The sequence below is a fragment of the Collinsella aerofaciens genome, assembly GCF_001405375.1.
GTDB classification, from domain to species: domain Bacteria; phylum Actinomycetota; class Coriobacteriia; order Coriobacteriales; family Coriobacteriaceae; genus Collinsella; species Collinsella aerofaciens_F.
In genome coordinates this window covers 119017-145964 of record NZ_CYYP01000004.1, presented here as the reverse complement: position 1 = coordinate 145964, position 26948 = coordinate 119017, and the positions used below count along the sequence as shown (strand labels likewise).

24 protein-coding genes are annotated in these 26948 nt (G+C 59.6%); 5 read left to right on the top strand and 19 right to left on the bottom strand.

The genetic code is table 11. The annotated features are described in order from the left end of the window. The first annotated feature begins 11 nt into the window (after positions 1-11). Both ARB25_RS03480 and ARB25_RS03475 read left to right on the top strand, forming a co-directional pair. Positions 12-230: a cation transporter gene (locus tag ARB25_RS03480; RefSeq protein ID WP_035137286.1), complete on the top strand. Its 219-nt coding sequence runs from the start codon at positions 12-14 to the stop codon at positions 228-230. A gap of 100 nt (positions 231-330) precedes the next feature. Continuing rightward, positions 331-2283, top strand: a complete 1953-nt coding sequence (locus ARB25_RS03475) for a heavy metal translocating P-type ATPase (RefSeq protein ID WP_055285818.1) — start codon at positions 331-333, stop codon at positions 2281-2283. Positions 2284-2562: 279 nt separating this feature from the next. On the opposite strand, the gene ARB25_RS03470 is transcribed toward ARB25_RS03475, so the two are convergent. From ARB25_RS03470 to ARB25_RS03430, 9 genes are all read right to left on the bottom strand, one after another. Beyond that, entirely contained in the window at positions 2563-2952 is a 390-nt protein-coding gene (locus ARB25_RS03470) for a metal-dependent transcriptional regulator (RefSeq protein WP_055285816.1), read from the bottom strand. 207 nt (positions 2953-3159) lie between these two features. Next, the gene (locus tag ARB25_RS03465) at positions 3160-3930 is read right to left on the bottom strand and encodes a Cof-type HAD-IIB family hydrolase (protein ID WP_055285814.1); all 771 of its coding nucleotides are present in this window, start codon (positions 3928-3930) and stop codon (positions 3160-3162) included. Positions 3931-3936: 6 nt separating this feature from the next. Further along, entirely contained in the window at positions 3937-5793 is a 1857-nt protein-coding gene (locus tag ARB25_RS03460) for an ABC-F family ATP-binding cassette domain-containing protein (RefSeq protein ID WP_055285812.1), read from the bottom strand. Positions 5794-5956: 163 nt separating this feature from the next. Beyond that, positions 5957-6829, bottom strand: a complete 873-nt coding sequence (gene pstB, locus ARB25_RS03455) for a phosphate ABC transporter ATP-binding protein PstB (RefSeq protein WP_216595104.1) — start codon at positions 6827-6829, stop codon at positions 5957-5959. Then, positions 6826-7752: a phosphate ABC transporter permease PstA gene (pstA, locus tag ARB25_RS03450; protein ID WP_082421845.1), complete on the bottom strand. Its 927-nt coding sequence runs from the start codon at positions 7750-7752 to the stop codon at positions 6826-6828. Before pstA ends, pstB begins: the two co-directional genes overlap by 4 nt. Beyond that, complete coding sequence (gene pstC / locus ARB25_RS03445; RefSeq protein ID WP_055285810.1) at positions 7745-8653, bottom strand: phosphate ABC transporter permease subunit PstC; 909 nt, start codon at positions 8651-8653, stop codon at positions 7745-7747. Before pstC ends, pstA begins: the two co-directional genes overlap by 8 nt. 24 nt (positions 8654-8677) lie before the next feature. Then, a complete protein-coding gene (locus ARB25_RS03440; RefSeq protein ID WP_055285808.1) occupies positions 8678-9616 on the bottom strand; it encodes a phosphate ABC transporter substrate-binding protein in 939 nt (312 codons plus the stop codon). Positions 9617-10002: 386 nt separating this feature from the next. Beyond that, entirely contained in the window at positions 10003-11439 is a 1437-nt protein-coding gene (locus tag ARB25_RS03435; protein WP_055285806.1) for a M20 family metallopeptidase, read from the bottom strand. Positions 11440-11494: 55 nt separating this feature from the next. Beyond that, positions 11495-12190: an HAD hydrolase-like protein gene (locus ARB25_RS03430; RefSeq protein ID WP_253276039.1), complete on the bottom strand. Its 696-nt coding sequence runs from the start codon at positions 12188-12190 to the stop codon at positions 11495-11497. A 123-nt stretch (positions 12191-12313) separates the two neighbouring features. Between ARB25_RS03430 and ARB25_RS03425 the strand changes: the two genes are divergently transcribed. Beyond that, positions 12314-13174, top strand: a complete 861-nt coding sequence (locus ARB25_RS03425) for a DegV family protein (protein WP_055285802.1) — start codon at positions 12314-12316, stop codon at positions 13172-13174. 167 nt (positions 13175-13341) lie between these two features. Here the strand turns inward: ARB25_RS03425 and ARB25_RS10215 are convergent, their stop codons facing one another. Beyond that, positions 13342-13581, bottom strand: coding sequence for a hypothetical protein (locus tag ARB25_RS10215; protein ID WP_199409509.1), 240 nt, complete (start codon positions 13579-13581; stop codon positions 13342-13344). Positions 13582-13916: 335 nt separating this feature from the next. On the opposite strand from ARB25_RS10215, the gene ARB25_RS03420 reads away from it, so the two are divergent. Beyond that, positions 13917-16844, top strand: coding sequence for a TOTE conflict system archaeo-eukaryotic primase domain-containing protein (locus ARB25_RS03420; protein ID WP_055285800.1), 2928 nt, complete (start codon positions 13917-13919; stop codon positions 16842-16844). A 121-nt stretch (positions 16845-16965) separates the two neighbouring features. On the opposite strand, the gene ARB25_RS03415 is transcribed toward ARB25_RS03420, so the two are convergent. The 6 genes from ARB25_RS03415 to ARB25_RS03395 all read right to left on the bottom strand — a co-directional run bounded on the left by ARB25_RS03415 (position 16966) and on the right by ARB25_RS03395 (position 20923). Next, positions 16966-17274, bottom strand: coding sequence for a type II toxin-antitoxin system RelE/ParE family toxin (locus tag ARB25_RS03415; RefSeq protein ID WP_055285799.1), 309 nt, complete (start codon positions 17272-17274; stop codon positions 16966-16968). A 2-nt stretch (positions 17275-17276) separates the two neighbouring features. Then, the gene (locus ARB25_RS03410) at positions 17277-17576 is read right to left on the bottom strand and encodes a type II toxin-antitoxin system RelB/DinJ family antitoxin (RefSeq protein WP_055285794.1); all 300 of its coding nucleotides are present in this window, start codon (positions 17574-17576) and stop codon (positions 17277-17279) included. A gap of 114 nt (positions 17577-17690) precedes the next feature. Further along, on the bottom strand, positions 17691-18449 hold the full coding sequence (locus ARB25_RS03405; RefSeq protein ID WP_055285792.1) for an LOG family protein: 759 nt from the start codon (positions 18447-18449) through the stop codon (positions 17691-17693). A 235-nt stretch (positions 18450-18684) separates the two neighbouring features. Continuing rightward, the gene (tgt, locus tag ARB25_RS03400) at positions 18685-19824 is read right to left on the bottom strand and encodes a tRNA guanosine(34) transglycosylase Tgt (RefSeq protein WP_055285790.1); all 1140 of its coding nucleotides are present in this window, start codon (positions 19822-19824) and stop codon (positions 18685-18687) included. Next, positions 19805-20059 carry a hypothetical protein gene (locus ARB25_RS09945; RefSeq protein WP_156327666.1) on the bottom strand — a complete coding sequence of 85 codons (255 nt, stop codon included), beginning with the start codon at positions 20057-20059 and terminating at the stop codon, positions 19805-19807. The genes tgt and ARB25_RS09945 overlap by 20 nt, the downstream gene beginning before the upstream one ends. A 63-nt stretch (positions 20060-20122) precedes the next feature. Next, positions 20123-20923 carry an SDR family NAD(P)-dependent oxidoreductase gene (locus ARB25_RS03395; protein WP_006235414.1) on the bottom strand — a complete coding sequence of 267 codons (801 nt, stop codon included), beginning with the start codon at positions 20921-20923 and terminating at the stop codon, positions 20123-20125. Positions 20924-21217: 294 nt separating this feature from the next. Between ARB25_RS03395 and ARB25_RS03390 the strand changes: the two genes are divergently transcribed. Next, positions 21218-22981: a coiled-coil domain-containing protein gene (locus ARB25_RS03390; protein WP_055285788.1), complete on the top strand. Its 1764-nt coding sequence runs from the start codon at positions 21218-21220 to the stop codon at positions 22979-22981. Between the two features lie 334 nt (positions 22982-23315). On the opposite strand, the gene queA is transcribed toward ARB25_RS03390, so the two are convergent. The 3 genes from queA to ARB25_RS03375 form a co-directional block, all read right to left on the bottom strand. After that, on the bottom strand, positions 23316-24527 hold the full coding sequence (gene queA / locus ARB25_RS03385) for a tRNA preQ1(34) S-adenosylmethionine ribosyltransferase-isomerase QueA (RefSeq protein WP_055285786.1): 1212 nt from the start codon (positions 24525-24527) through the stop codon (positions 23316-23318). A 133-nt stretch (positions 24528-24660) separates the two neighbouring features. Beyond that, positions 24661-25671 carry an ornithine carbamoyltransferase gene (argF, locus tag ARB25_RS03380; RefSeq protein ID WP_055285784.1) on the bottom strand — a complete coding sequence of 337 codons (1011 nt, stop codon included), beginning with the start codon at positions 25669-25671 and terminating at the stop codon, positions 24661-24663. 32 nt (positions 25672-25703) lie between these two features. Further along, entirely contained in the window at positions 25704-26948 is a 1245-nt protein-coding gene (locus ARB25_RS03375) for an arginine deiminase (RefSeq protein WP_035137319.1), read from the bottom strand.

Genomic DNA, 26948 nt, shown 5'->3' with positions numbered 1-26948 from the left:
AGGAACCCACCATGAAAAAGCAGTTTAAGCTCGACGAGATCGACTGCGCCAACTGCGCGCGCGAGCTTCAGGACGAGCTGGCCAAGCTCGAGGGCGTCAAATCCGTGTCCGTCAACTTTATGACCCAGAAGCTGACGCTCGAGGCCGATGACGCCGAGTTCGACGAGGTGCTCAACCGCGTTGTAGAGTTTACGGCCGACGCCGAGCCGGACTGCGAGATCATTCTCTAGCCCAGGTTTACGCCAACCTGCAAGGCCGCGCTTGCCGCGGCCTTTGCTCGCGAAATTATATGAGCGAGTGTTCATACATTCAAATGGGAGGAAACGAGTCATGGCCACCGCCGACCCCAAGAAGAAAAAGAAAAAGCGCAAGAAAAAAGAGTCGCTCGAGCATAAGCGCAACCGCATCTTGGTAGCGCTGGGCATTTTTGCCGTGGTGTACGCCCTCGATGAGTTCAGCACCCTTACCGCCGCATTCGGCACCCCGGGCGACATCTACGCCAGCTTTGTGCTGTTCCTCGTGCCGTTTTTGATTGCCGGCTACGACGTACTGCAAAAGGCATTCAATAACATCCGCCGCGGCAAGGCCTTCGACGAGAGCTTCCTCATGGCCGTCGCAACCATCGGCGCATTTGCCATGGTGCTCTTCCCCGACACAGACCCGCACATGGCCGAAGGCGCCGCCGTCATGCTGTTCTACCAGGTCGGCGAGCTGTTCCAGGCATACGCCGTGGGCAAGAGCCGCAAGTCGATCAGCGCCATGATGGACATCGCGCCCGACTACGCTAACGTCGAGCAACCCGACGGCTCACTCGAACAGGTCTTCCCCGATGACATCGCGGTCGGCACCGTGATCGTGGTCAAGCCCGGCGAGCGCGTGCCTATCGACGGCGTCATCGTCGAGGGCGAAACCCAGCTCGACACCGCCGCTCTCACGGGCGAGTCAATCCCCCGCCCCGCCAAGTCCGGCGACGACATCATCAGCGGCTGCATCAACATGACGGGCCTCATCCACGTGCGCACCACCAAGCCCTTTGGCGAGTCCACCGTCGCACGCGTCCTGGAGCTCGTGGAAAATGCCAGCGAAAAGAAGGCACGCACCGAGAACTTTATCACGCGCTTCGCCCGCGTCTACACGCCCGCCGTCACCGGCGCTGCCGCGGTACTCGCGCTCGGCGGCGGCTTGGTCACCGGCGCCTGGTCCGACTGGATCCTGCGCGGCCTGACCTTCCTGGTCGTCAGCTGCCCGTGCGCGCTCGTGATTAGCGTCCCGCTCAGCTTCTTTGGCGGCATTGGCGGCGCATCCAAGCTGGGCGTTCTCATCAAGGGTTCTAACTACCTCGAGACGCTCGCCGATGTGGACACCGTCGTCTTTGACAAGACCGGCACGCTCACCAACGGCACGTTCTCGGTGGTCGCGGTGCACCCCGAGGCTGGCTATACCGAGCAGTCGTTGCTCGAGGTCGCAGCCCTTGCGGAGTCGTTCTCCGATCACCCCATCGCGCAGTCCGTGCGTGTCGCCTACCAGGGCGAGCTTGACCCCACGCGCGTAACGGATTCCACTAATGACGCGGGCCACGGCGTGACGGCGACCATCGACGGCAAGCATGTCGTCGTCGGCAACGCCAAGATGCTCGCCGCGGCCGGCGTTGAAGCACCGGACTGTGATGTTGTCGGAACGATTCTGCATGTGCTCGTTGACGGCGTGTACGCCGGCCACATCGTGATTGCAGACACCGTTAAGGCCGATGCCGAGCAGACAATCCGCGACCTGCACGCCGCCGGCGTCAAGCGCACCGTCATGCTCACGGGCGACCGCGAGGAAGTGGCTGCTGTGGTGGCTAAGCAGCTCCACCTCGACGAGTTCCACGCACAGCTGCTGCCGGGCGACAAGGTCGAGCGCGTCGAGGCATTGCTGGCAGCCGAATCGGGCAAGGGCAAGCTCGCCTTTGTCGGCGACGGCATCAACGATGCGCCCGTGCTTACCCGCGCAGACGTTGGCATCGCCATGGGCGCTATGGGCTCGGACGCCGCAATTGAGGCGGCGGACGTCGTGCTCATGGATGACAAGCCGTCCAACATCTCCCGCGCGATCCGCGTGGCGCGCAAGACCATGTCGATTGTTTGGCAGAACATCATCTTTGCGCTGGGCATTAAGTTGCTGATTCTGGTGCTTGCGGCACTGGGCATCGCCAACATGTGGCTTGCCGTGTTCGGCGATGTGGGCGTGGCGATCATCGCCATCCTGAACGCCATGCGCGCGATGGGTGTCAAGAACCTGTAGCGTTCGTGGGCTGTCCGGCTGGGGCCGGGCTTGGTTTTGAAAACGTCCTCGCGCATGAGGCCCGTCTTTCCTGCTCCTGCGGAGCAACGGAAAGGCGGGCCTCGCGCTGCGGAGTGTTTTCAAAACCAAGCCCGGCCCCGGCCTGCATTGACACAGCTGGCGGTTCTTGGGCATCGCTTGCTGGCGGGGTTCCTTTGCTGAAATGGACTTGGCCGAAAGGGCCGCTGGTCCCAGTCGCTGGTTCGCGCTTTGCGTGAACTCCGCGCTACTGTGGGACAGTTAGGCTTCCGTTGTTGGACCCGCTACATCTTCCCGGCCCAACATCGCCCGTAGCTTCTCGAAGCTTTCCTCGCTTAGGCAGTGCTCCATGTGGCAGCCCTCTTGCGACGCGACCTCAGCCGAAACACCCGCATCCTCTAGCAGCCCCACGAAAAAGCAGTGACGCTCCCACATTTGGCGCGCGACCTCCAGACCACGCTCCGTCAGATGAACGTCGCGCTTGCCCATTTCGACATAGCCGTTGCTTTCCAACGTCGCCATGGCCTTGGAAACGCTCGCCTTGGTTACGCCGAGGTGCTCCGCAACGTCGATCGAGCGCACGATGCCCTGACGTTCCGACAGAACGTAGATCGATTCGAGATAGTCTTCTCCGGATTCACGTAGGGCCATGGGCCGCCTTTCGCGATGATTGCTAGTTAGCCTTTGGATACTTTTCACAGCTTACTTTACCGCAAAAGTTGCCCATGTCTTACTACTTTGCCTAAAAGTTAGCCGTGTTTCACAAAACGTGCGGGACGAAAACAAAATGGGGACGCCCCGCAAGGAGTGTCCCCAGGTGCCGGCAGAAAAGGAGCGTCCCAAAGTGCCGAGCCGCAGCTATAACAGGCCAAAGTGCTTTGCGGCGTTGTAGATCCCATCGTCGTCCACGGCGGTCGTCACGTAGGTCGCCGCAGCTTTCACCGTGTCCTGCGCGTTGCCCATGGCCACACTTGTGCCCACGGCCGAGAACATCGACAGGTCGTTCTCGCCGTCGCCAAAGGCAATCGCTTCACTCGCGTCGATGCCCAGGCGCTCCAGCGTCGCCGCCACACCCAGGTCCTTGCCGCCGTTGGCCGGAATAATGTCGCAGAACAGGTCGCACCAGCGCGTGGTGAGCGAATGCGACACGGCATCGGTCACGATATGCTCGTCAACTGGGTCAACAAAGGCACAGAACTGATAGACCGGCGCGTCAAAGGCATGCTCAAACGGCTCCTCGTGGTAGACGATTCCCGCGTTGCTGCCAGCCGTCACCACGCGCTCGGACAGGCGGTTCACAAACGAGTTCTCGCCCTGCATGCACAGTGAGTCGTAGCGCCCCTGCGCCACCTGGTCCACAATCACCGCAACGTCGTCCGGATCGATCGGGCAGCTGCGGTAGACGCCCTTGGCATCAAAACAGTGCTGGCCCGAAAGCGTAATGTACGCATCCCAGCCCAGGTCGAACAGCCAGTCCGGCATCTGGTAGGTCGGACGGCCCGTGGCGATCACGCACGCAATCCCCTGCTCGCGAAAGCTGTCGAGCACCTGCTGCGCCGACGCCGGAATCCGGTGGGTCTTAAAGCTCAGCAGCGTACCGTCGATATCGAAAAACGCGGCTTTGATCATTCTCGCCTACTCCTCGCCCTCGAGCTTTTCGCTCGCCTCGAGCCACGCCATCTCCAGCTCGTCCATGGCGGCGTGAGCCTCGTCGATCTTTGCCTGCTGCTCGCCGAGCGCCGTGTAGTTGATGGGATCGACCTGGGCCATGGCGGCCTCGGCCTCCTCCACGCGGGCGCGCTGCGTCTCCATCTTGCGCTCGAGCGAGCTCACCTCGCGGCGGAGCTTCTGACGCTCGGCGTTGGAAAGGCCGTTGGGCTGACCGCTCGACTTGGGCTTGTCGCCAGCAGCCGCCGCACCGGTGTCGAACGTGCCGGTCTTAGCGCTCGGCGCGCCCACGGGCTCGCCCTCGGCGGTAGCGTTGCACAGGCGCAGGTACTGGTCCACGCCGCCGGGCATATGCGTCAGATGGCCATCGAGCAGTGCCCACTGTTGGTCGGTCACGCGCTCCATCAAAAAGCGATCGTGTGTCACCAGGATCAGCGTGCCGGGCCAGCCGTCCAGCAGGTCCTCGACAATCGCGAGCATGTCGGTATCCAGGTCGTTGCCCGGCTCGTCCAGGATGAGCACGTTGGGCTCGTCCAGAATCGTCAGCAACAGCGACAGGCGACGGCGCTGGCCGCCCGAAAGATCGCCGATGCGGCTCCAGAGCTGCTGCGTCGTAAAGCCCAGACGCTCGCAGAGCTTCTCGGGCGAAGTCTCCTTGCCGTCGATGACGTAGTACTTCTTATAGTTGCCGAGCACCTCGCGGATCGTGTCGCCCATGTAGGGTTCGAGCTCCTCGAGCTGCTGCGACAGCACGCCAAAGCGCACTGTCTGGCCAATCTTCACGCGGCCGCGCGTGGGTTCAATCTTGCCCTGGATCACGTCGAGCAGCGTCGACTTGCCGGCACCGTTCTCGCCCAGCAGGCCATAGCGGTCGCCCGCACCAATGAGCCAGGTCACGTCAGAGAGCACCTGCTTGGGCGCGCCATCGGTATCCGCATAGCCGGCGTCCACGTCGACCACATCGATAACCTGCTTGCCCAGGCGGCTCACGGCGAGGCGCTTGAGCTCCAGCTCGTCACGCGCGGGCGGCACGTCGGCGATCAGCTCGCGAGCGGCATCAACGCGAAACTTGGGCTTGGTGGAACGCGCCTGGGCGCCGCGGCTCAGCCACGCGAGCTCCTTGCGCGCCATGTTGCGACGTCGTTCCTCGGTAACCGCGGCCATGCGGTCGCGCTCCACGCGCTGCAGGATATATGCGGAGTAGCCGCCCTCGAAGGGATCGACCTGGCCGTCGTGGACCTCCCACATGCTGGTGCAGACCTCGTCCAAGAACCAGCGATCGTGCGTGACCACGAGCATGGCGCCCTGACCGCGCTGCCAGCGGGCCTTTAAGTGACGCGCGAGCCAGTTGATGGTGCGCATGTCCAGGTGGTTGGTGGGCTCGTCGAGCATGAGCACGTCGTAGTCGCCGATCAGCAGGCGCGCGAGGTCCACGCGACGGCGCTGGCCGCCCGAAAGCTCGCCCACCGTGCCCTCCCAAGGCACATCGCTAATGAGGCCGGCCAGAATCTGGCGCGTACGCGGGCTCGAGGCCCACTCGTACTCGGGCGTGTCACCGACGACGGCATGATGCACGGTGTCGGTATCGACCAGGTTATCCTTTTGGCCGAGCAATCCGATCGTCGTGTCGCGGCGGTGCGTCACGCGGCCGTCGTCGGGCTCCAACGTGCCGGCGAGCACGCTCAGCAGCGTCGACTTACCGTCGCCGTTTTTACCGACAATACCAATGCGGTCGCCCTCGCCCACGCCGAGCGTCACGCTATCGAAAATATGCTTGGTGGGAAACTCTAGGCTGACGGAATCGCATCCCAAAAGAATCGCCATATGCCCTGCTCCTTCGTAGAAATTCAACGTTGTCCATGATAGCAGCGAAAAGGCGGGCCGCACACGACACAAAAAGGCGGGCCATCTCCCACAAGAGATGACCCGCCTCTCCAATCAGTCCCGTGGCGACCGTGGCCACCGCGGGCCTCAAGCATGTCCCGGACTAGGAGAACATGCCGGTGAGGTAATCATTCAGCCGCTTGTCCTTGGGCCGTTGGAAAATCTCGTCAGTCTCGTCGTACTCGACCATATCGCCCATGTAGAAGAACGCCGTGCGGTTGGACACACGCGACGCCTGCTCCATGTTGTGCGTCACGATGACGATGGCGCGGTCGGCAACGATCGACGACATGAGGTCCTCGATCGCCAGCGTCGAGATGGGGTCGAGCGCCGAGCAGGGCTCGTCGAACAGAATCACGTCGGGGTTGAGCGCCAGCGTGCGCGCGATGCACAGACGCTGCTGCTGACCGCCCGAAAGCGCGCAGGCGCTCTTATCGAGCTTGTCTTTGACCTCGTCCCACAGCGCCGCGCCGCGTAAGCTTTCCTCGACCATGCGGTCGAGCTCGTCACGGTCGGTGATGCCGTGGCGCCTAGGCGCAAACGTGATGTTGTCGCGAATGGACTTGCGAAACGGGTTGGGCTGCTGGAACACCATGCCAATGGAGCGACGCAACTCGTAGGTGTTCTCGGTCTTGGTGTTCACGTTGCGCCCGCGATAGTTGATCTCGCCCTCCACGCGGCAGCCGCGAATCTCGCGATTCATAAGGTTGAGGCTACGCAAGAAGGTCGACTTGCCGCAACCCGAAGGCCCGATGAGCGCCGTGATCTCGCCCTTGTGGAAGTCGAGCGACGTATTGTGCAGTGCATGGTGGTCGCCATAGTACACGTTGACGTCCTTGGTGGAGAGCACAACCTCGTCGCTCACGGCCTTGCCGCTCACGCGCACGCGCTTCTCGCTCTCCCCCACGCTCGACAGGAAGTCCCGGGTGTCGGACGATGCCGCTTCGGTTGCGGGCGTTACATTCATCTCGCTCATTCGGCCGTCATCTTCCTTGCCAGTTGCTTGCCCACAATGCGGGCGATTACGTTAAACAGCAGCACGCAAATCATCAGCAGCGCTGCGGTACCCCAAACGATCTGCTGGGCCTCGGGGCTGCCCTCGCCATAGATCTTGTAGATATGCACGGCGAGCGACTCGCCAGGGCGGAACACGTTCCAGGCACAGGTGGGGCTCGACAGGTTAAAGCTCAAGAAGTTCAGGCGAACCGGCGAGCTCATACCCGAGGTAAAGAGCAGTGCTGCGGCCTCGCCAAACACACGGCCGGCCGAAAGCACGATGCCTGTCACGATGGCGGGCATGGCCTCGGGAATCAGGATGTGCAGCGTGGCCTCCCAACGGGTGAGGCCCATGGCCAGGCACGCATCGCGCTGGGCCTGCGGCACGTCCTCGAGCGCCTGCTGGATCACGCGCACCAGGATGGGGATATTGAACATGGTGAGCGCGACGGCGCCGGAGATAATGGAGTACTTCCAGCCCAGCTGCACCGAGAACACCAGAAAGCCGAACATGCCGACGACGATGGAAGGCAGCGAGGACAGCGTCTCGATGGCGGTGGAGGCAATGTCGCGGATGGGGCCGTTCGGCGCGTACTCAACCAGGAAGACCGCTCCGCCCAGACTGATGGGCACCGAGATGACCAGAGTGATCAGCAGCAGGTAGAACGAGTCGAACAGCTGGTAGAGCACGCCACCCTGGGTACCGTTGGCGCGCGACGGCTGCGTGAGGAAACCCGGCTGGAACAGCGTCGAGACGCCCTCGAACAGGATATAGGCCACCATGGAGATGACGATGAGCATGACGATGGCGACGATCGCCGTCAGCACGCCCGTGGCGATGCGGTCCTGCTTTTGGACACGCCCGAGTCTCGCCTCGTCGATATGGATGCGCGTGCTAGCCACGAGCCTTCGCCCCCTTGCGGCCGATAAGGTGGATGATCAGGATGAAGATGAGGCTCATGCCCATCAGCAGCAGACCGAGCGCCCACAGAACATCGTCCTGGGCCGAGCCCTCGGCATAGACCGCCATGGACGTGGTGAGCGTGGTGGTGATGGTCGAGGCCGGCGACAGCAGCGACGTCGGCATGGCCTCGATACCGCCGATGACCATGCGCACGGCGAGCGTCTCGCCAAAGGCGCGGGTCATACCCAGAATGACCGCAGTCATGAGCGACGGCATGGCGGACTTGAGCACCACGTGCCAGATGGTCTGCCAGCGGATGTAGCCCAGCGCGAGCGAGCCCTGGCGGTAGCTGTCGGGCACGGCGCGCAGGCCATCGACCGAAAGCGTGGTCATCGTCGGCAGGATCATGACGGCCAGCACGATGGCGCCGGGCAAGATGCCCAAGCCCGTGCTTACGTGGAAAACGCTCTTCATAAGGCCGACGACCACGTGAAAACCGATCAGACCAAAGACGACCGAAGGAATACCAGTCAAAAGCTCAATAAGCGGCTGAAAGACCTTGGAACCAAACTTAGGCTGGATCTCAACCGCAAAGATGGCAGAGCCGATAGCGATGGGCAGCGCGATAAGCGTGGAGAGCGCCATGACCGCAAACGAGGTGACGATCAGGGGCAGGGCGCCGGTGTAGGGCAGGCCGTTTTTGGCCGTGTTGGCCAGGTCCCACTTGGTGCCGGTGAAAAACTCGACGACCGAGACGCCGTCTTTGACAAAAGCCGAGAGGCCCTTTTGGGCGACCATAAAGATGAGCGCGGCAACGACAAGCGTCACGAGCGCAACGCACGCGCCCGTGACGCCCAGGCCCACGTTCTCAAGGTCGCGCTTTGGCAGCTGTTTTGCCATTGCAAACCTTTCCGGGGCGATTACTTATTTAGCGGAGACCTTGCCGCTGGCGTCCTTGACGACCTTCATGGCAGAGACGGGGATGAAGCCCTGCTCCTCGACGAGCTTGCCCTGGACGTCGTCGGAGAGCATAAACTCCAGGAAGGCCTTGGTGGCCTCGTCGGCGTCCTTGGAGCAGTACATGTGCTCGGTCGCCCAGATCTTGAAGGAGTCGTCGGTGACGTTCTTGCTCTTGGGCTCGACGCCCTCGACCTTGATGGCGTTGAACTTGGAGTCATCGAAGTGCGAGAAGTCGAGGTAGGAGATGGCGTTGTCGGTACTGCCCATCTGAGTCTGGACATCGCCGGACTTGTCGAGCTCGGCGTCACCCTTAAAGTCGACGGCCTCGTCGCCAAAAACGGCGGCCTCGAAGGTGGCACGGGTGCCGGAGCCGGCCTTGCGGTTGAGGACGACGATGGTGGCGTCGCCGCCGCCGACCTCCTTCCAGTTGGTAATCTGACCGGAGAAGATACCCTTGAGCTGCTCGAGGGACAGGTCGTCGACCTTGACGTTCTTGGAGACGACGGGGCCCATGCCCACGACGGCGACCTCGTGGTCGACGAGGTTCTTGACCTGGTCGGCCTCGAGCTTGGTCTCGGCGAAGACGTCGGAGTTGCCGATGGTGACGGTGCCGGCGGCGACAGCGGTCAGGCCCTTGCCCGAACCGTTACCCGAGCCGGAAACGGAGACGTCCGGGTTGGCATCCATGAACTTCTCGGCAGCAGCCTCGACGAGAGCTTGGAACGAGGAGGCACCGTCGTAGGTCACCTCGCCGGAGACGGACTCGGCAGCAGCGGCGCTACCCTTGTCGGCGGCGTCGGAAGCGCCGGAGCCGCCGCACCCAACGAGACCGAGGCCGACGATGCTGGCGAGACCACCAGCGAGGCCGAGGAACTGACGACGAGAATAAGCCTGATCGAGCATGATCTTCCTTTCATACATGCGATTCGCGGGCACCCTGCCCGCTTTGCTGTTTGGAAAGATACGGCCTCGATCGGGCAGTGCCCGCGCCAACTGCGGTTTTTTACGGGCTATTGATAGACCTTTACCGCAAGCGCGGCTCGGCTTTACAAACGGATAACAATCCAGCGCCGAACATGGCGCACCTTTTACACCAAAGGAACGTCCCCAATGACTACCCCACCGCAACAGAAAAAGCCCGGGCCGAAGCACCGGGCTCGTAATGCAAGTTTGTATCCAAGCAGGATATAGGGGTTTCCCAAGTGCCCGAGATTGCCCCGAAAGAGGAGCGCCGCGTACTTTGACGCAAGCGACGGTTTGAGGGGCAAGGTCGGGTGCCTGGGGAAGCCCTAAAGTTCCAGTTCGTTGAGGCGCAGGATCGCCACGATATAAATCTTGAGCGCCTGCTTGAGCTGTTCTTCGCTGGCACACTCGTTGGGGCCGTGCATCTGGCCGCCCCACGCGGGCAGCTCCAGGCCGGTCTCTTCGGGGCCAAACGAGACGGCGCGGGCAAAGTTGCGCGCGTACGTGCCGCCGCCCATGGCAAAGGGCTCAGCATGCTTGCCCGTAAACTCGTTATAGGTATCAATAAGCGCCTTCACGGCCGGATCGTCGGCAGACACCGAGAACGGCACCTTAGCGCGACCCAGCTGGCACGTCACGCCAAAACGGCCCACGAGCGGGTCGAGCTGCTCGCGGATGGTATCGGCACTCGTGCTGTCGGGGAAGCGCACGTCGATGACCTGCTCAATATGGCCATCCGCCACGCGAATGACGCCAGCATTGCAGGTAAGCGGGCCAAACGCCGGACTCGTCGCATCGATACCCAGGCCGCGGCCATAGGCATCCGCATGCACAAAGGCCAGGAACTTGACGAACTCGTGCTCGGCAGGCGTCAGCAGGCGCTCGTCGCGTGCACTAAACGCGTCCTCGGCCTCGCGCAGATACGCCACGATCAGGCCGACGGCATTAATCGTTCCCTCTGGCATCGAGGCATGACCGCCAATGCCGTGGGCAAAAATCTGCGCATGGCCATTGTCGAGCGCCGTGATCTCCAGGCGGTCGGCGTTCTCAACGGGCGCCGGCAGCTCATCGGCGGCAATCGCGAGCTCGCAGATGGACTGCGACGGAATGGCGTTGCTCGCCTCGGCACCGCTCCAGGACACAATGCGCCCGCCGTCGATCTTGGGGCTCACAAACGTCGCCCCAAACTGGCCCTTCTCAGCATTGCAGACCGGGAACTCGGCATCGGGCGTAAACAAAAAGTCGGGGTCTGCGTGGTCCTCCAGATAATGGTGAACGTCGGACATGCCCACTTCCTCATCGCAGCCCAGCAGCGCGCGGAAGGTATAGCGCGGCACAATGCCGTGCCTGAGCAGATAAGCACCAGCGTAGAGCGACAGCACCGCCGGGCCCTTGTCGTCGATCACGCCGCGACCGAGCAGCCAGCCCTCGCGACGCTCCATCGCAAACGGGTCGGTGTTCCAACCGGGGCCGGCAGGCACCACGTCCACATGGCAGATGGTCGCAAGCTGCTTATCGCCGCGCCCCGGGATATCGGCGATGCCCACATAACCCTCGTCATCGCTCGTCTGGTAGCCGAGCTTTTGCGCAATGCCGAGCGCGCAATCGAGCGCATCACGGACCGGGCGGCCAAACGGCACACCGGGCTCCGCATCGGCAGCAACGGCCACGGACGGATAGCTCACCAGCTGCTCGATATCGGCGACGACATCCTCCCAGACCTCGTCGACATACTCGGCGACGCTCTGCTCCACCTGATTCATGGACGACCTCCTTAGCAATGAGCGGCGAGCGTGCCCGCCCCTCACATTACGTCTATTAGATAGCGAAAAGTTTAGCAAGCTCGGCCACCGAGTGCACCACCGCATCGGCGCCCGCTGCCTCGTGCTCCCCCGGCGCCGCCGCACCCGAATAAATGCCGATGCACGGCACGCTCATCGCGTGCGCGCCTTCCACGTCGTTAAAGCGATCGCCGATCATCACGGCATCGCCCGCCGTCGCGCCGAGCGCCGCCAGGGCATCGCGAACCGAATCGGCCTTGGTCTCGCGCCCCTGCGACGGATTCATGCCGACCACCGCCTCAAACTGAGAAAGCCCCAGCTCATGCACCATGTCAATGCACTTTGCTTCCATGCGAGACGTCGCGACCGCCATGCGATGCCCCTGCGCGGCAAGGCCATCGAGCAGCTCGGGGATTCCGTCGAACACGGGATACTCTTCAGGTCCCAGCTCATCAAAAAAGGCACGGTACTCGTCAGCCACCACAAGCGACTCCTCGCGGGAGAAGCCATAAAAGTCGTGAAAGCTCTTCCACAGGGGCGGCCCGATCATGCGGCGCAGGTCACCCATCTGCGCCTCCGAAAACCCGCGCGCGGCCAACGTCTTGCGCGTCGAGGTCATCACCGCCCGGCCCGTATCGGCCACCGTGCCGTCAAAATCGAACAGCACAACCGGCCGCTCGCATAGCTGTAATGCCGCCATCGGCATCCCTCTTCCCCAGTTGATGATTTCCACACCGTCACTTCAAACTGTTGACTATTCAACAATTGAACCTAGCAATGTAGAGCAACTCCACTATACTTGTCGCACTTTGCTCTAAGAAGGCGGCGCGCAAGCGCCCCAACGAAAGGTGCAATTATGTCTTTTGCCATCATAACCGACTCCACGTCGGACATCTCCCCCGCCCGCGCTCAAGAGCTCGGCATTTACGTGATTCCGCTGCATGTGATTATCGAGGGCGAGGACCTGCTCGACCAGGTGCAGATTACCGCCGAGGAATACGTCGCGCGCATGGCCGGCTCCGAGCAACTGCCGCACACCTCGCAGCCGAGCGCCGGCGAGTTCAAGGCACTCTTTGACCGCGTGCGTGCTGACGGCCACGATAGCGCGATCTTTATCTCGCTGTGCAGCGAATGGTCCGCCTGCTATTCCAACGCATGCCTGGTCGCCGAGACCCACGAGCTCGACGTGCGCTGCATCGACTCGCGCACCGGCTCGGGCGCCGAGGGCCTGCTGGTGGAGTACGCGCTCGCCATGCGCGAGGACGGCCGCAGCCTAGACGAGACCGAGGCGCGGATCCGCGCGACGCTGCCCGACGCCCATCTGCTACTGATTCCGCGCACGCTCGAGAACTTGGTCAAGAACGGCCGCGCGCCCAAGCTCGCCGGCCAGCTCACGCAGATGCTCAACATTCGCCTGGCCGTTTCGCCGGAGTGGAAATCGGGCGAGATCAAGGCCATAAAAAAGGGCCGCGGTGCCAAGCGCATCGTTACCAACACCATGGCCGATTGCCTCGCATTTTTGGCCGAGTATCCGGGCTCCAGCGTGCGCGTGCTCACGACCGGCGCCGCCGAGGAGCAGGAGCTTGTCAACGAGGCACTCGCGGGTCAGGATTACGTAGACGCCGGCACCGGCCCCATCGGCTGCACCATCGCCACCCACGTAGGCGTCGACGCCATCGCCATCAGCTACTGCCCCCGCTACCAACCTGCCAATTAGGGCTACCCATACCACTTGCGGTGGAATAGGGACTGTTTTTGGCTTATCAGCCGCAAATCAATCCCTATTCCACCGCAACTTAGAAGCAGTTCATTTGGGACGGGGCTAAAAAGACTGGTATCAAACGTTTCAGACCAGTCTTTTAGCCCCGTCCCATTTTACCTACCCTACATCAGCCCGCTCAGGGCGATGTCGACGGCTTCGTTGAGGTCGTCGGTGATGTGGACAAGGTCTGGATCGAGTGGGCTGATCATGCCGGCATCCATCACCGGGCCGTTGAGCCAGTCGAACAGGCCCCTCGCGGTACCCACTGGACAAAAAATGGCAAATATGAGTACCGCCACCAAATTAGTAGCAGCAAAATCTCGCCGGAATTGATCATTTCGATCAATTCCACGTCTTGCCAAGGCTCAAAATTCCGTGTTTAGTGGGTTAGATATATAGAATAATGTGGAATTGGTATTCTATTCTTACCAAATGTTATGAGACTACATTAACAACAGTACTCATATTTGACGTTATTTGACCACGGAGTCATTCGAGGACCCCTCCCCACGCCGCCAACACGCCCCATAGCCGCCAAAACACCTTTAACAACAGCCGCCGCACGTTTTGGCACCGGCTAATTGCCACTCACGGATCGGTACCCCACTATTACCGAACCAAAATCGAAGTCGCATATCTCATAAAGCTGAAATGACGTACCCTCATCCCAATGAACGCTGACAAGAATGGCATTCAAATGAGCAACGCCGTGCATCAATACGCCCTTTTCGGGAACGCCTTATTCAAACTCAATAAAACGGTTGTCCACGCTTCAGATCCGCGTAAGCAGATCGTAATCTGTAGCAACGGTCCAGACATCCGTTACGCAACACTCGAAGAATGGGACAAAGCCGGCAAATCTTTCGGCGAACGTGCACAGACCGAGGGCATCGTTACCAGCGCGAGCCCAGCGCGCGACAAACTCGAGCTCTTTCGCAATCTTTTTACCGGCCGCAAAGATGTGCACGCTCACGGGTATCGCAGAAAAGACGGGGGCATCGGCTATACACCCGCCTGCGCAAATGAGTGGAAGCCAGGCATTTGCCCCAAAGCAAACCATCACAGAATTAAATGCGCTGAATGTCGCAGCCGCACATTCCTTGAGCTGAACGATGCCGCCATTATCGCCCATTTCAAAGGCAGCGACGACAGGCTCCGGGACGTCATAGGTCAATATGTTCTCGACAAAGACTGCAACACAAATGTCCTTGTCATTGATTTTGACAAAGCCGATTGGAAAGAAGCGACAAACGCTATCAGGCTTGTCGTAAAAAACCATGGAATTAACGCTGCGGTCGAGCGATCAAGGTCAGGCAACGGCGCGCATATCTGGTTTTTCTTCCTAGAACCTATAAACGCAAAGACAGCACGAGATTTCGGTAGCTGCCTTATCGCCGAAGCAGCGGCACTCAACAAGACAATCACCTTCGAAGCCTTTGACCGAATGATACCCGCGCAGTCCACCATTCCTGAAGGCGGCTTTGGAAATCTCATTGCGCTGCCCTTTCAGGGAAAAGCGCAGCGGGAAGGAAACAGCGTATTTGTTGACGAACGATTCGAGCCCTTTCCCGACCAATGGCTTTACCTTTCGCAAATCCAACTAATCTCGCGTGCGACGGTGGATCGTCTGATCGAGGACACCAAAAACAAACCGCTTGGAATAGCAACAGCTGCAGCGACAAACAAAACCAGGCGCAATGTCCAAAAGCCTCGAAAGCGGCTCCCGCTCACGCCACGAGACTTCCCCTCGAACCTGCTCGTCACACAAGCCGATATGCTCTACATCCCCGAAAAGTCTCTGAGCCCGGCAGCTCAAATGGAAATCCGCAGGCTTGCGACATTTGCCAACCCGGAGTTCTTCCGTGCGCAATCTATGCATCAATCAGTATTCGGCAAACCGCGACTCATAGACCTCAGCGAACTTAGAGATGGCCGCGTCGCGATTCCCAGAGGCTGCAAAGCCCAACTTGAGCAGCTGATTCAAGAAGCCCACGTTACTGCCCATTATTCAGACGAACGCAGCACAGGCAATCCAATTGAGATGGCATTCAAAGGGACCCTTCATCCCGAACAGCAAATTGCCGCCGACCAGATGCTTGAATACGAAGACGGAATCATGTCTGCGCCAACGGGCTTCGGTAAAACCGTCATCGGAGCTTATCTTATTGCCGCCGTTGGTCTTCCGGCGCTCGTCATTGTTCCAAAGACCGCGCTCATAGCCCAATGGAAATCGCAGCTCGAACGATTTCTCGACATTACGGACACCAGAGAGCCGGTCCGAACGCCAAAAGGACGAATCAGCAAAAAGCAACCTCCCCTTATTGGACAAATCGGAGGGGGCAAAACCGCCGTCAGCGGCCTTATCGACGTCGCTTCCTTTCAGTCGCTATCTGGCAAAGACTCCCAAACCGGGGAGCCGATAGTTAAGAACCTTGTTCGTAATTACGGCCTCATTATCTGCGACGAATGCCACCATGCTGCCGCGCCACAGCTCGAGCTCGTCCTCAAGTCCGCTCCAGCCAAATATATATATGGCCTCTCCGCGACACCCGAGCGCTCCGACGGACTCACGCGGGCGCTCTCGATGCTCTGCGGCCCGCTTCGCTATGTCATCGATCCAAAAACGCAGGCAATTCAGCAGGGCATCCAGCGCATCGTTCGACCGAGATTTACCGGCATTCGGCTATCCGCCTACGAGCCGGATGCAAGCTTCAATCAGATTCTCGATATGCTGTGTGCACATGCGGCAAGAAACGAATTGATTGTCGATGACGCCCTCGAAGCAGCGTCAAACGGTCGACATCCGCTCATACTATCCAAAAGGAAAAAGCATGCTGAGGAACTGTTCAGGTTGCTTAATGATCGCAGACACGAGCCCATACTCTTAACCGGAGAAATCGGCGCCAAAGAAAGAAAAGCGATACTGAACAGTCTTCCCGGCTTTGAGCATGAACATCGAATCATCGTCGCCACCGAAAGCCTTCTGAGCGAGGGCTTCGATCTGTCCTACCTTGACACCCTTTTCATTGCCACGCCGATATCTTGGGACGGCAGCATAACGCAGCAGGTGGGCAGACTGCATAGAAGCCACGAGGGCAAGCAACAGGTTGAGATATTCGACTACATTGACCTGTCGATACCCATGCTCGCCCGCATGTACCAGAAAAGACTCAAGACGTACGCCAAGTTGGGGTACGAAATTTATTCAGCAGAGGACAGCGAGCAACCCGATTACAACATTCTCATAGAGCCGGCAAACGCTATTGAGGCATTAATTAAAGACATCACCGGTGCCACAAAGAGTGCCTTCATAGCCGCATCCTACGCATCCGCCGCATGCCTCACGAAACTCACCACCACACTCGCAGGCGCAGCCGCCCGTGGGATTACCCTTGAGGTTTATGTTGCCTCACCTCCGCGCGATGACGCGAAAGCGATTTTTGCCGAGATGAACGTCGACTATTCCGTCAAGGCCAAAGGGCGGCTGTGCGCGGCCGTGATTGACGAGGAAACTGTCTGGTACGGGACTATCCCGCTGCTGGCATTCCCCAAGAAAGAAGACCGCAGCATCCGTTTCAAAAGCAACGAAGTCGCCGCTGAGTTTTTGAGCGAAATCCAGCAATGAGGAGAACCGGGGGCCGCAGCAGCGAACGGGGCGCGCCTATCAGTTGCGGTGAAATAGGGACTGTTTTTGGCCAATCGACCGCAAATCAGTCCCTATTCCACCGCAACTTGGAAATCGGCGATCAGCCCAGCGGACCCTGAAACAGTTCCTCATGCGAGCCCATTCTCACCAGCCTAATCACTGGGTTAGTCTTATGGGGAAGATAAAGAACGACCACATCGACCAAGCCATCGGATAGGTGGAAATCGATGTGGCCGTTGTAGTTTCCGCCCGGGTTTGAGAGCTCGTGGGCGCCATACTCCGCCGGAAGTGACCCATGAGCCACAAGCTCTGCAACCGCCGCTTTAAACTCACTTTTTAGCTGCGGATGCATGCGCATCGTTCGTTTGTAGTCCGCCTTAAATTGAGCCTCGACTTTAATCTCGAACATCGCTATTCCTCATCGAGGAATGACATAAGCTCATCAGCGTTATTGAATGACGGGCTATCGTCCGGCAAAATCCCCAACTCATGAGCCTCGGCGATCACCATGGCACGCCTCGTCGCCTCGTTGGGCATCTCCGCCCTTCCTACAATCTCAAAAGGAATCTTTCGCTGATTTACCAGCTGCCGAACGGCAAGATTGAGATAGGAATTGAGGCTGAGGCCGACCGAATCCAAGAACTCAGTCGCCTGCTCCTTGAGCCCCTCTTCGAGGCGAACCGTCGTAGGCTTAACCGTTGCAGTAGACATACGCGACCTCCTTGCCCTCGTCTTTTGCATCAGTATACCCAATATAAATGGCAACCTGACGTTAGATAGCATCAGATTGCCATGCATATTCATGTCGCGGTAGACACGATTGCTCTACATCAACCCGCTGAGCGCAATGTCAACGGCCTCGTTGAGGTCGTCGGTAATGTGTACCAGATCCGGGTCGAGCGGGCTAATCATACTGGCGCTCATTACCGGGCCGTTGAGCCAGTCGAACAGGCCCTGCCAGTACTCGCTGCCCACCAGCACGAGCGGCATGCGCTTGACCTTGTGCGTCTGCACCAGCGTGAGCACCTCGAACATCTCGTCGAGCGTGCCAAACCCGCCGGGAAACACGATGGCGCCCGAGCTGTATTTGACGAACATGGTCTTGCGCACAAAGAAGTAGCGGAAGTCCATGCCGAGGTTCACGTATTTGTTGAGCCCATGCTCGTGCGGCAATTCAATGCCCAGGCCAACTGACTTGCCGTTGACACTCGCCGCTCCCCTGTTGGCCGCTTCCATGATGCCGGGGCCGCCACCGGTGATGACCGCCACGCCACGTTGTGCGATCTTGCGCCCGACGGTACGCGCCGCCTTGTAGAGCGGATCGGTCTTGGGCGTGCGAGCGCTACCGAAGATGGTCACCGCAGGACCAAGCTCGGCAAGCGCGCCGAAGCCATCGACAAACTCGGCCTGAATGCGCAGCACGCGCCACGGATCGGCATGCAACCAGTCGGTCGACTCCTCGGGCGCCAGCAGGTTGGCGTAGGTGTTGTCCTTAGGAATCATGGGGCCGCGCATGACCACGGGACCGCGTCGGTACGTCTCGTCGTAGGCCGGCTCGCCCTCGACGTTCTCATTCTTAATCATGGGTACTCCTATCGAGAAAAAGAAAAGCGGGCGGGGTCGACGCCATGCGCCAAACACCCGCCCGAACATCAACTATTCGGTATGGTACCCACGTTGCATCAAGCGCTTGCAAGGCATCGGTCAGCGGTCGCGCAACCGATGCCGGCGCATGCGATGGCCGGCGCCGGTTGCGCGCGGTCGATTGGCACACGATCTCGACACCGCGCGAACGCCCCCACAAGCACGCCCGCAGCTCTTAGTAGTCCACCGCCGCAGGGCTATTCATCCAGTCGCTCACGAACGCGCCGTAGCGGCCCTCGATAATGGCCTGACGGGCACGCTGCATAAGGTTGAGCAGGTAGTAAATGTTGTGCATCGACAGCAGAATACCGCCGAGCATCTCCTTCTGCGTGACCATGTGACGGATGAGCGCACGGCTGTAGCCGCCCGTGCACACCGGGCAGGTGCAGGTGGGGTCGATAGGGCCGTCGTCGTGCGCAAAGCGCGCGTTGCGGAAGTTAAGGCGACCTTCACTGGAGAACGCCGTACCCATGCGGCCGGTGCGCGTCGGCAGCACGCAGTCGAACATGTCGATGCCCACGCCAACGCCGCGCACGAGCGTGGTAGGGTTGCCGACGCCCATGAGGTAGCGCGGCTTGTGCTTAGGCATGTACTCGGAAACCAGCGGTGCCAGCGTCTCGAACATGGTCTCGTGGTCTTCGCCCACCGAATAGCCGCCGATGCCGTAACCCGGGAAGTCGCCGCACTCCTCCAGATGGCGCAGCGAGCGCAGGCGCAGGTCCAGGTGCATGCCGCCTTGGACGATGCCAAAGAGCGCCTGGTCATCGCGGGTATGCGCCTTATAGCAGCGCTCGGCCCACATACTCGACAGCTCAACGGCGCGCTCGACGTAGGCGCGCGTGGCGGGATAGCCCGGGCACTGGTCGAGCTGCATGCAGATATCGGAGCCGAGCTTCATGGCGATTTCCATGTTGTCCTCGGGCGTCCAGAACACGTGGCGACCGTCGTAGTCGTTGACGATAAAGCGCACGCCCTCATCAGTGAGCTTGACCGCGTCGTTGTGGCTGAACACCTGGAAACCGCCCGAGTCGGTGAGGATAGGGCCGTGCCAGTTCATAAACTTGTGCAGGCCGCCCAGCTCGGCGATGGTATCCTCGCCGGGACGCATGGACAGGTGATAGGTATTGGCAAGCACGATCTGGGCGCCGAGCTGCTTGACGGTCTCGGTAGGAATACCCTTGACGTTTGCCTTGGTGCCCACGGGCATAAAGATTGGCGTCTCGATGTCGCCGTGCGGGGTGTGCAGTACGCCGGCGCGCGCGTGCGTCGTCGGGTCCTCGGCGATCAGGTCGAATTTAAAAAGGCTCTGGTCCATAAACTGGAACTCCTTGGTTGCGGTTCATACGCAAACCATTATACGGGCAACCCGCAAGAAGCACCGACTCGACAGAAACTGGCGCAAAGGGGTCATAGTCATTGGGATCATTTCCAACAGCCAAGGCAACGCCGATGCTCTGGCAATGCCAGCGAGCGGTCGCCAGGGCGAACAAATTGGCATGAAAAGAGGGCGGCATAGACCTTCTGGTCATGCCGCCCTCTTTGAATGACAAGTTGTCGCCCTGGCGGCCGCGCAGCGTCGGCCCGTTACGGCGTTTGGTAAAACGCCGTAACCCCTAAGGCCGCTGGCCCATGCCACCCTCGAGGGTGACGGTCTCGCCGTTCATGTACTTAAAGTCGGGACCACAGAGCTGAACGACCACGCGGCCGATTTCCTTCTCGACGTCGCCGTAGTGACCCGCCGGCGGCATGTGGACGTTGGCCTTGAACGCCTCGGGATAGGCATCCTGGAAATTCTCGAGCGCAGCGGTCCAAGCAAGCGGGCAAACGATATTGACGTTGATGCCGTCCTTGCCCCACTCGTTGGCGGCAACGCGGGTCAGGCCGCGGATGCCCTCCTTGGCGGCAGCATAGCTGCACTGGCCATAGTTGCCAAACAGGCCGGCGCCCGAGGCAAAGTTGACCACGGAGCCCTTGGTCTCCTTCAGGTGCGGATAGGCCTTCTGCATGTACAGATAGGTAGCATACAGACCGGAGTAAATGGCCAGGTTAAACTGGTCCATGGTGTGATCGGCGATGGTCACGCCCGAGGCGCTGGCCTGAGCATTGTTGACGACGGCGTCGATGCGGCCGAACTCCTCAATGGCCTTGTCGATGACGTTCTGGACGACGGCCTCGTTGTCCTGACCAGCCGAGACATCGGCCTGAACAGGCAGAACCTTGACACCGTACTCGGCCTCGAGAGACTCCTTGGCGGCCTCGAGCTTGGCGACGTTGCGGCCGGTGATGACGAGGTTCGCGCCCTCCTTGGCAAATGCGATATCGATGCCGTAGCCGATGGAGCCAGCGGAACCGTCCTTGAGCGTGGCCTTGCCACCGCCGGTGACGATCACGGTCTTACCAGTGAAAAGTCCCATACAAAGTCCTTTCAAATCGCGACGGGCACGCCCGCCGACTGCGCGCATCCAACTTCACGCGCCAAAAGCTGAAATGCAACTTTAGCTTCTTCAAGTGAAAAATAAAGCCCATGGCAGGCGAACGGCGCAACGTCTTTCGGCGAAGGGAATGTCAAGTAATAATTGAATAGAGCGGCCGAGTTTTTGTTAACGAGACGAGCCATCGAACACGTTTTGAAACTTTGCTGCGGCGCGCGGGATGTCGGCGCGAGACTTTATCATAGGGTGACAAACAACGATGAGGAGCACATGCCTATGACAGACGAGCTGGACCCCCAGACTCAAGAGCATATTGATGATCCCGCAGACGTCACCGCAGATACTGACGCTGTGACCTGCGATGGTATCGACATCGACGACCCCATCTTGGACGAAAGCGCTACGGCGGAAACCCCCGAAACAGAAAACGCCGATGAGCAAAACGACGATGCGCCCGCTAAGGACGACGCCCCTGTACAGGACGACGCCCCGCAAGCAGCGGGCCCCATCGAGGTGTCTTCGGAAGAAGAGCTCGATGCCGTCATGGACTCCATGATGGATGCCGTCAAAGCGATGAAAGACGCCGTGGCCGATGCCGATATTGATGCCGAGGAAGAGGAGGCCGCCGAGGCGGCCTCGACCTTTGTACCCGGCGAGACCCCCGTTGCCGACCAGGGCAGCACCATGCCCTCGTTTCTGCAGCTCGAGCACCCCACGATTGGCGCCGATGCGGTCGATCCGCACGCAGCGGGCTTTTCTGTGGTCGAGGGCGGTACCGGCAATATCGCCGCGCCGCAGGCTGCCGATGCGGACGCTGTCGACACCGCTCGCCCGATCGCCCCGCACTCCCCCGACGCGAACCGCGATCTGGGGACCGCTGTCTCGAACACCGCGAACGCCGTGGGCACCTTTATTGCCCAGGGCGCCTCGGCCATGCGCGAGATGAACGCCGCGAAAAAGGCACTTGCCGATGCCCGCGCCCACCTGGCCGAACTTGAGCAGCGCATTGTCGATCAGGCCGAGGAGCTCGAGACGCGCCAGGATATCGCAGGCCGCTACGACCAGATCGTCGCCGACCAGCGTCAGGCGATCGCCACAGCGCAAAAGACCGCTGCGGCAGCCGAGATTGACCGTGATGCCCACGCCGCCAAAGCGACAGAGCTCAAGAGTCAGCTCGAACAAATGAAGACAGAGGATGACGCGACCGAGCTCCGCCTGAAGGCCGCGCTCGACGCCGTGGAGGCCCGCGAGGCAAGCTCGCGCGAGACCGGCAACCGCCTCGTTCGACGTCTTGAGGATTCCAAGCGCATCCGCGACAAGGTGCAGGCCGAGCGAGACGCCGGCATTGCCGCCGCACAACAAACCGTCGACGCCACGCGCGCCCAGCTCGAGACGCTGCGTCATGAGTATGCCGAGCTGCAACGCAATCCCTCGGCAAATCCCGCCAACTATACGGTGCGCACCAGCGAGCTCTCGATGCAGATCTCCGACACGGCAGATGCCCTGCGTAAAGCCGAAGAAGATGTCCCGCGCATCACCGCCGACCTTGAGCACTCGCTTGCCGCAGCCGAGCAGGCCGTCGAGCAGGCTCAAGCCCCCATTGCCGAAGCCAAACGCGCGCACCAAGCCGTGACGACTGAGGCTGATGCCGCGCGCGACGAGCTGCAGACGGCGAAAACTGCCGCCACGACGCGCCAGCGCGAACTGCGCGAGAAGATCGCCGCCGAGGACAAGGCACGCCGCGACCAAGAGCAAAGCATCGCCAACGCCCAAGCAGATGCCGCACATGCACAGTCGATCATCGAGCAGGCGACCGAGGTACATGACCATCCAGAGATCACTGAGTCGCTTGCAGGATCCTTGGCCCGAGACAAAGCCGAACACGCCGAGACCGAGCGAGAAGTCGCCCAGCTCGAGGCCACCGAGGACGCGGTGCGCGAGCGCACCCGCGACTCACGCATCAAATTCACCGGCGCCATCGTCTGCATCGTCGCCGCAATCCTGGTGATCATCCTAGTCTGGCTGTTCGCGAGCAAGTAAACCAGCCGCCAAAAAAACGCTCAACGCAGTTGCGGTGAGATAGTTCCTGTTTAGCCCAAAAAGGCCAATTCAAGAACTATCTCACCGCAACTTATTTAGATTGATGCAAGGTAGTCGTTTAAGAACGTCCCCAATGACTACACCGATGTTTTGTTGACAACCAAAGAAATGCCGGTGTTTTGGCAACGACAGCGAGCGGGTCGCATTTGAGGCAAGGTGACGTGAAACGAAAGGGCGCTGGCCTTCTGGTCGCGCCCTTGAAGTTGAACGTCAGATTGTCCAAATGCGGCCCGCGCAGCGTCGACCGGTTACGGCGTTTGTAAAACGCCGTAACCTACAAGATGAGCATGGCGTCACCAAAGCTGAAGAAGCGGTAGCGTTCTTCGATAGCAGCGGCGTAGGCATCCATGATCTGGTCGCGGGTGGCAAGTGCGCTTACGAGCATCATGAGCGTGGAGCGCGGCACGTGGAAGTTCGTGATCAGCGCGTCGACCACGTGATAGGTCGAGCCGGGCATAAGGTAGAGCTGCGTTGTCGCGTTCTCGCGCACCACGATGTCGCCGCGGCCGAGCGTGTCGGCCCCGTCCTCGCGGCCCTCAAAATAGCGCGCCGTCACAGCCGGATCGGACACCGGCGCGTCCGCGTCAAACGCGCTCTCGAGCGAGCGCACTGCGGTAGTGCCGACGGCGATCACACGATGGCCCTCGGCCTTCGCCTTATGCACGGCGTCGACAACCTCCTGCGACACGTGGTAGCGCTCGGTGTGCATCACGTGCTGCGCGGGGTCGTCCTCCTCCACCAGACGGAAGGTATCGATACCCACCTCGAGCTCGACGGCGGCAAACTTGGCACCCTTGGCCTCGATGGCAGCCATGAGCTCGGGAGTAAAATGCAGACCCGCCGTGGGAGCAGCGGCCGAGTGCTCCTCCTTCATGGCGTAGACGGTCTGGTACTTCTCGGGATCGCCCTCGTAATCGGTAATGTAGGGCGGCAGCGGCACGTGGCCGGCAGCATGGATGGCCTCGTCGAGCGTGCGCGGCTCGCCGGCGGCATTGCAACCGGCCGGCTCAAAGCGTACCAGGCGGCCGCCGCGGCTATCGGTGACAAAGTCGACAACCTCGGCCGTCAGCACCACGGGAGCCCCCTCGGGCGCATGGGCGCCACCGGCGCGATACTCAATATGAGCACCGGGCTTCAGGCGCTTGCCCGGCTTGACCAAGCACTCCCAAACATGGCCCAGCGGATCCACGTCCTCGCGGCGCTTGAGCAGCAGGGTCTCGACCACGCCGCCCGATCCCGTTTTACGACCGATCAGACGGGCCGGCATCACGCGCGTCTGATTGATGACGAGCACGTCGCCCGGCTCGATATAGTCGATGATGTCGCGGAAGATGCGGTGCTCAACGGTACCGCCGTGCTCCAGTGGCGTTCCCGCCTGGGAGCCCTTGCGATCCACCACCAGCAGGCGGCAGGAGTCGCGCGGCTCGGCAGGAGCCTGGGCAATGAGCTCTTCGGGCAGGTTATAGTCAAAATCATCGGTACGCATCTTTGCCTCTTTCACAAAGCGCGTCAGTCGAAAAAATCGACTGACGCGCGCATCATTCTCCTCTGTATCCTATCAGCTTGTTGAGAGAAATATAGTATGGGAACAGATTTGCGACTGTTTTCTCAACGCCCCGCTACTTAAGCGTTGCGTACATCACCGCCTTGATCGTATGCATGCGATTCTCCGCTTCTTGGAAAACACGAGACTTATCGGACTCAAAAACCTCGTCCGTGACTTCCATTTCGGTAACTCCAAACTTCTCAGCAATTTCGGCACCAACAGTAGTATTAGTATCGTGGAAGCTCGGAAGGCAGTGGAGGAAAATCGCCTCGGGCTTTGCCATAGACATCACCTCAGCGGTCACACGATACGGCGACATGAGCTTAATGCGGCTTTCCCACAGCTCTGCGGGCTGACCCATGCCAACCCAAACATCCGTGTAAATTACATCGGCATCACGAGCGCCTTCCTCAATATCCTCTGTAATGGTAATCGTCGATCCATGCTCGGCCGCAATACGACTACATTCTGCAAGGAGTTCAGGATCATAGGATGTAGCCCCCTCCGAATTTCCCCCGATTGGGCCGCAAGAACAGTAGTTAATGCCGAGCTTAGCGCAAATGACCATGAGCGAATCAGCGACGTTTCCGGCCGCCTTACCAAAAAATGTAAGTTTCCTGCCCTTAATCTCTCCAAACTCTTCACGCATGGTCAGAATATCGGCAAGCACTTGAGTCGGGTGAAATTCAGTAGTCAGCCCATTCCAAACGGGAACCCCAGCTTTTGCAGCAAGCTCCTCAACCTTCGCCTGTTCAAAGCCGCGGTATTCAATTCCGTCATACATGCGGCCAAGGACGCGAGCCGTGTCCTCAATCGACTCCTTTTTGCCCATCTGAGACGAGCCCGGATCCAAATAAGTTACACCCATGCCAAGGTCAAGTGCACCAACTTCGAAGGCGCAGCGAGTACGCGTGGAAGTCTTCTCAAATAGCAAAACAATATTCTTGCCTTCAAGGTATTTATGCGGAACACCGGCACGCTTCATGCTTTTGAAGTTAGCAGAAAGCTCAAGCAGATACTCAATCTCTTCCGTCGTGTAATCAAGCAGCTTCAGAAAACTGCGCCCAGCGATATTAACACCCATATTCGCCATCTCCCATCACAGTGGATTTGCAACTAAATATCTTCGCGCCAGAAGGGCATGCTCATGCAGCGCGGGCCACCACGACCGCGGGACAGTTCCTCGGAGGGAACGACCAAAAGTTCCAAACCGTTCTTGTAGAGCTCATCATTTGTGACAACATTGCGCTCGTAAACACAGACTTTACCAGGAGCAACGGCAAGAGTGTTCGACCCGTCGTTCCACTGCTCGCGAGATGCCTCAACCATATCGCCAGCACCGCACTCAATAAGCTGCACCTTCTCCACGCCAGTAGCCATTTCAAGAATATGTTCAAGCGTGTCATCAATCTCTTGAACAGCGACCATTCCCTCAGAGTCACCACGAGTCAGACGATAAACACGAAGGGTCTCAAAAATACCGGGATAAACTGTGAACTTATCGAAATCCACCATGGTGCAAACGGTGTCAAGATGCATGTAAGCATAGCCGTTGGGGATTTTAATAGCGTAAACGGTATCGATCTCAGAATTCCCAGATCCCCAGAACAAATTCTTTGCAAGCTCCTCAATCGCAGCCGCCTCAGTTCGCTGGCTAATTCCAATAGCCAAGGTATGAGCGTTAATGTTAAGTACATCACCGCCCTCGATATGCCAGGGATTCTTATGGTCGTACCAAATCGGAGTCCCTGCATAATCGGGATGGTATTTGAAAATCGCTTCGTAGAAGGGCACTTCACGATCTCGCTGTTTCCAATACATATGGTGAAGCAGAACGCCTTTGCCCACGGAAGCAAGAGGATCGCGAGAGAAATATGAACTCGGAAGAGGCTTCAACACCAAATCATCGGGCTTCGCATCCTCATTATCCATCATACTAAGCGTAGTCGAAACGCGAGGCAGCTCAAGGTCACGATAACGATACCCCCCCATAGCCTCAAGTACAAACTGATACGAATCTGAAATAGCGTCGAGCTTTTCACGAACAGCCTGCTCAAGCATAGGATTGACAATCCCGCTCTCAGCCATAAATGTATCGGTAAACTCAGCGCGAGCCGAGGGGCATGCATCCAGCGCTTCAGCAACGAGTTTCTCCATATAGAGAACCTCAACACCTTCGCTCCTCAGAAGATCCGCAAAGGCATCATGCTCCTTTTGAGCCACATCAAGATAGAAACAGTCGTGAATCCAGACATCCTCGAACTCTTCTGCCTTTACGTTCACAAGGTCACGACCGGGGCGGTGAAGCACAACTTTCTTGAGCTTACCAATCTCGCTGTGTACATTCAGTCCTTTAGACAT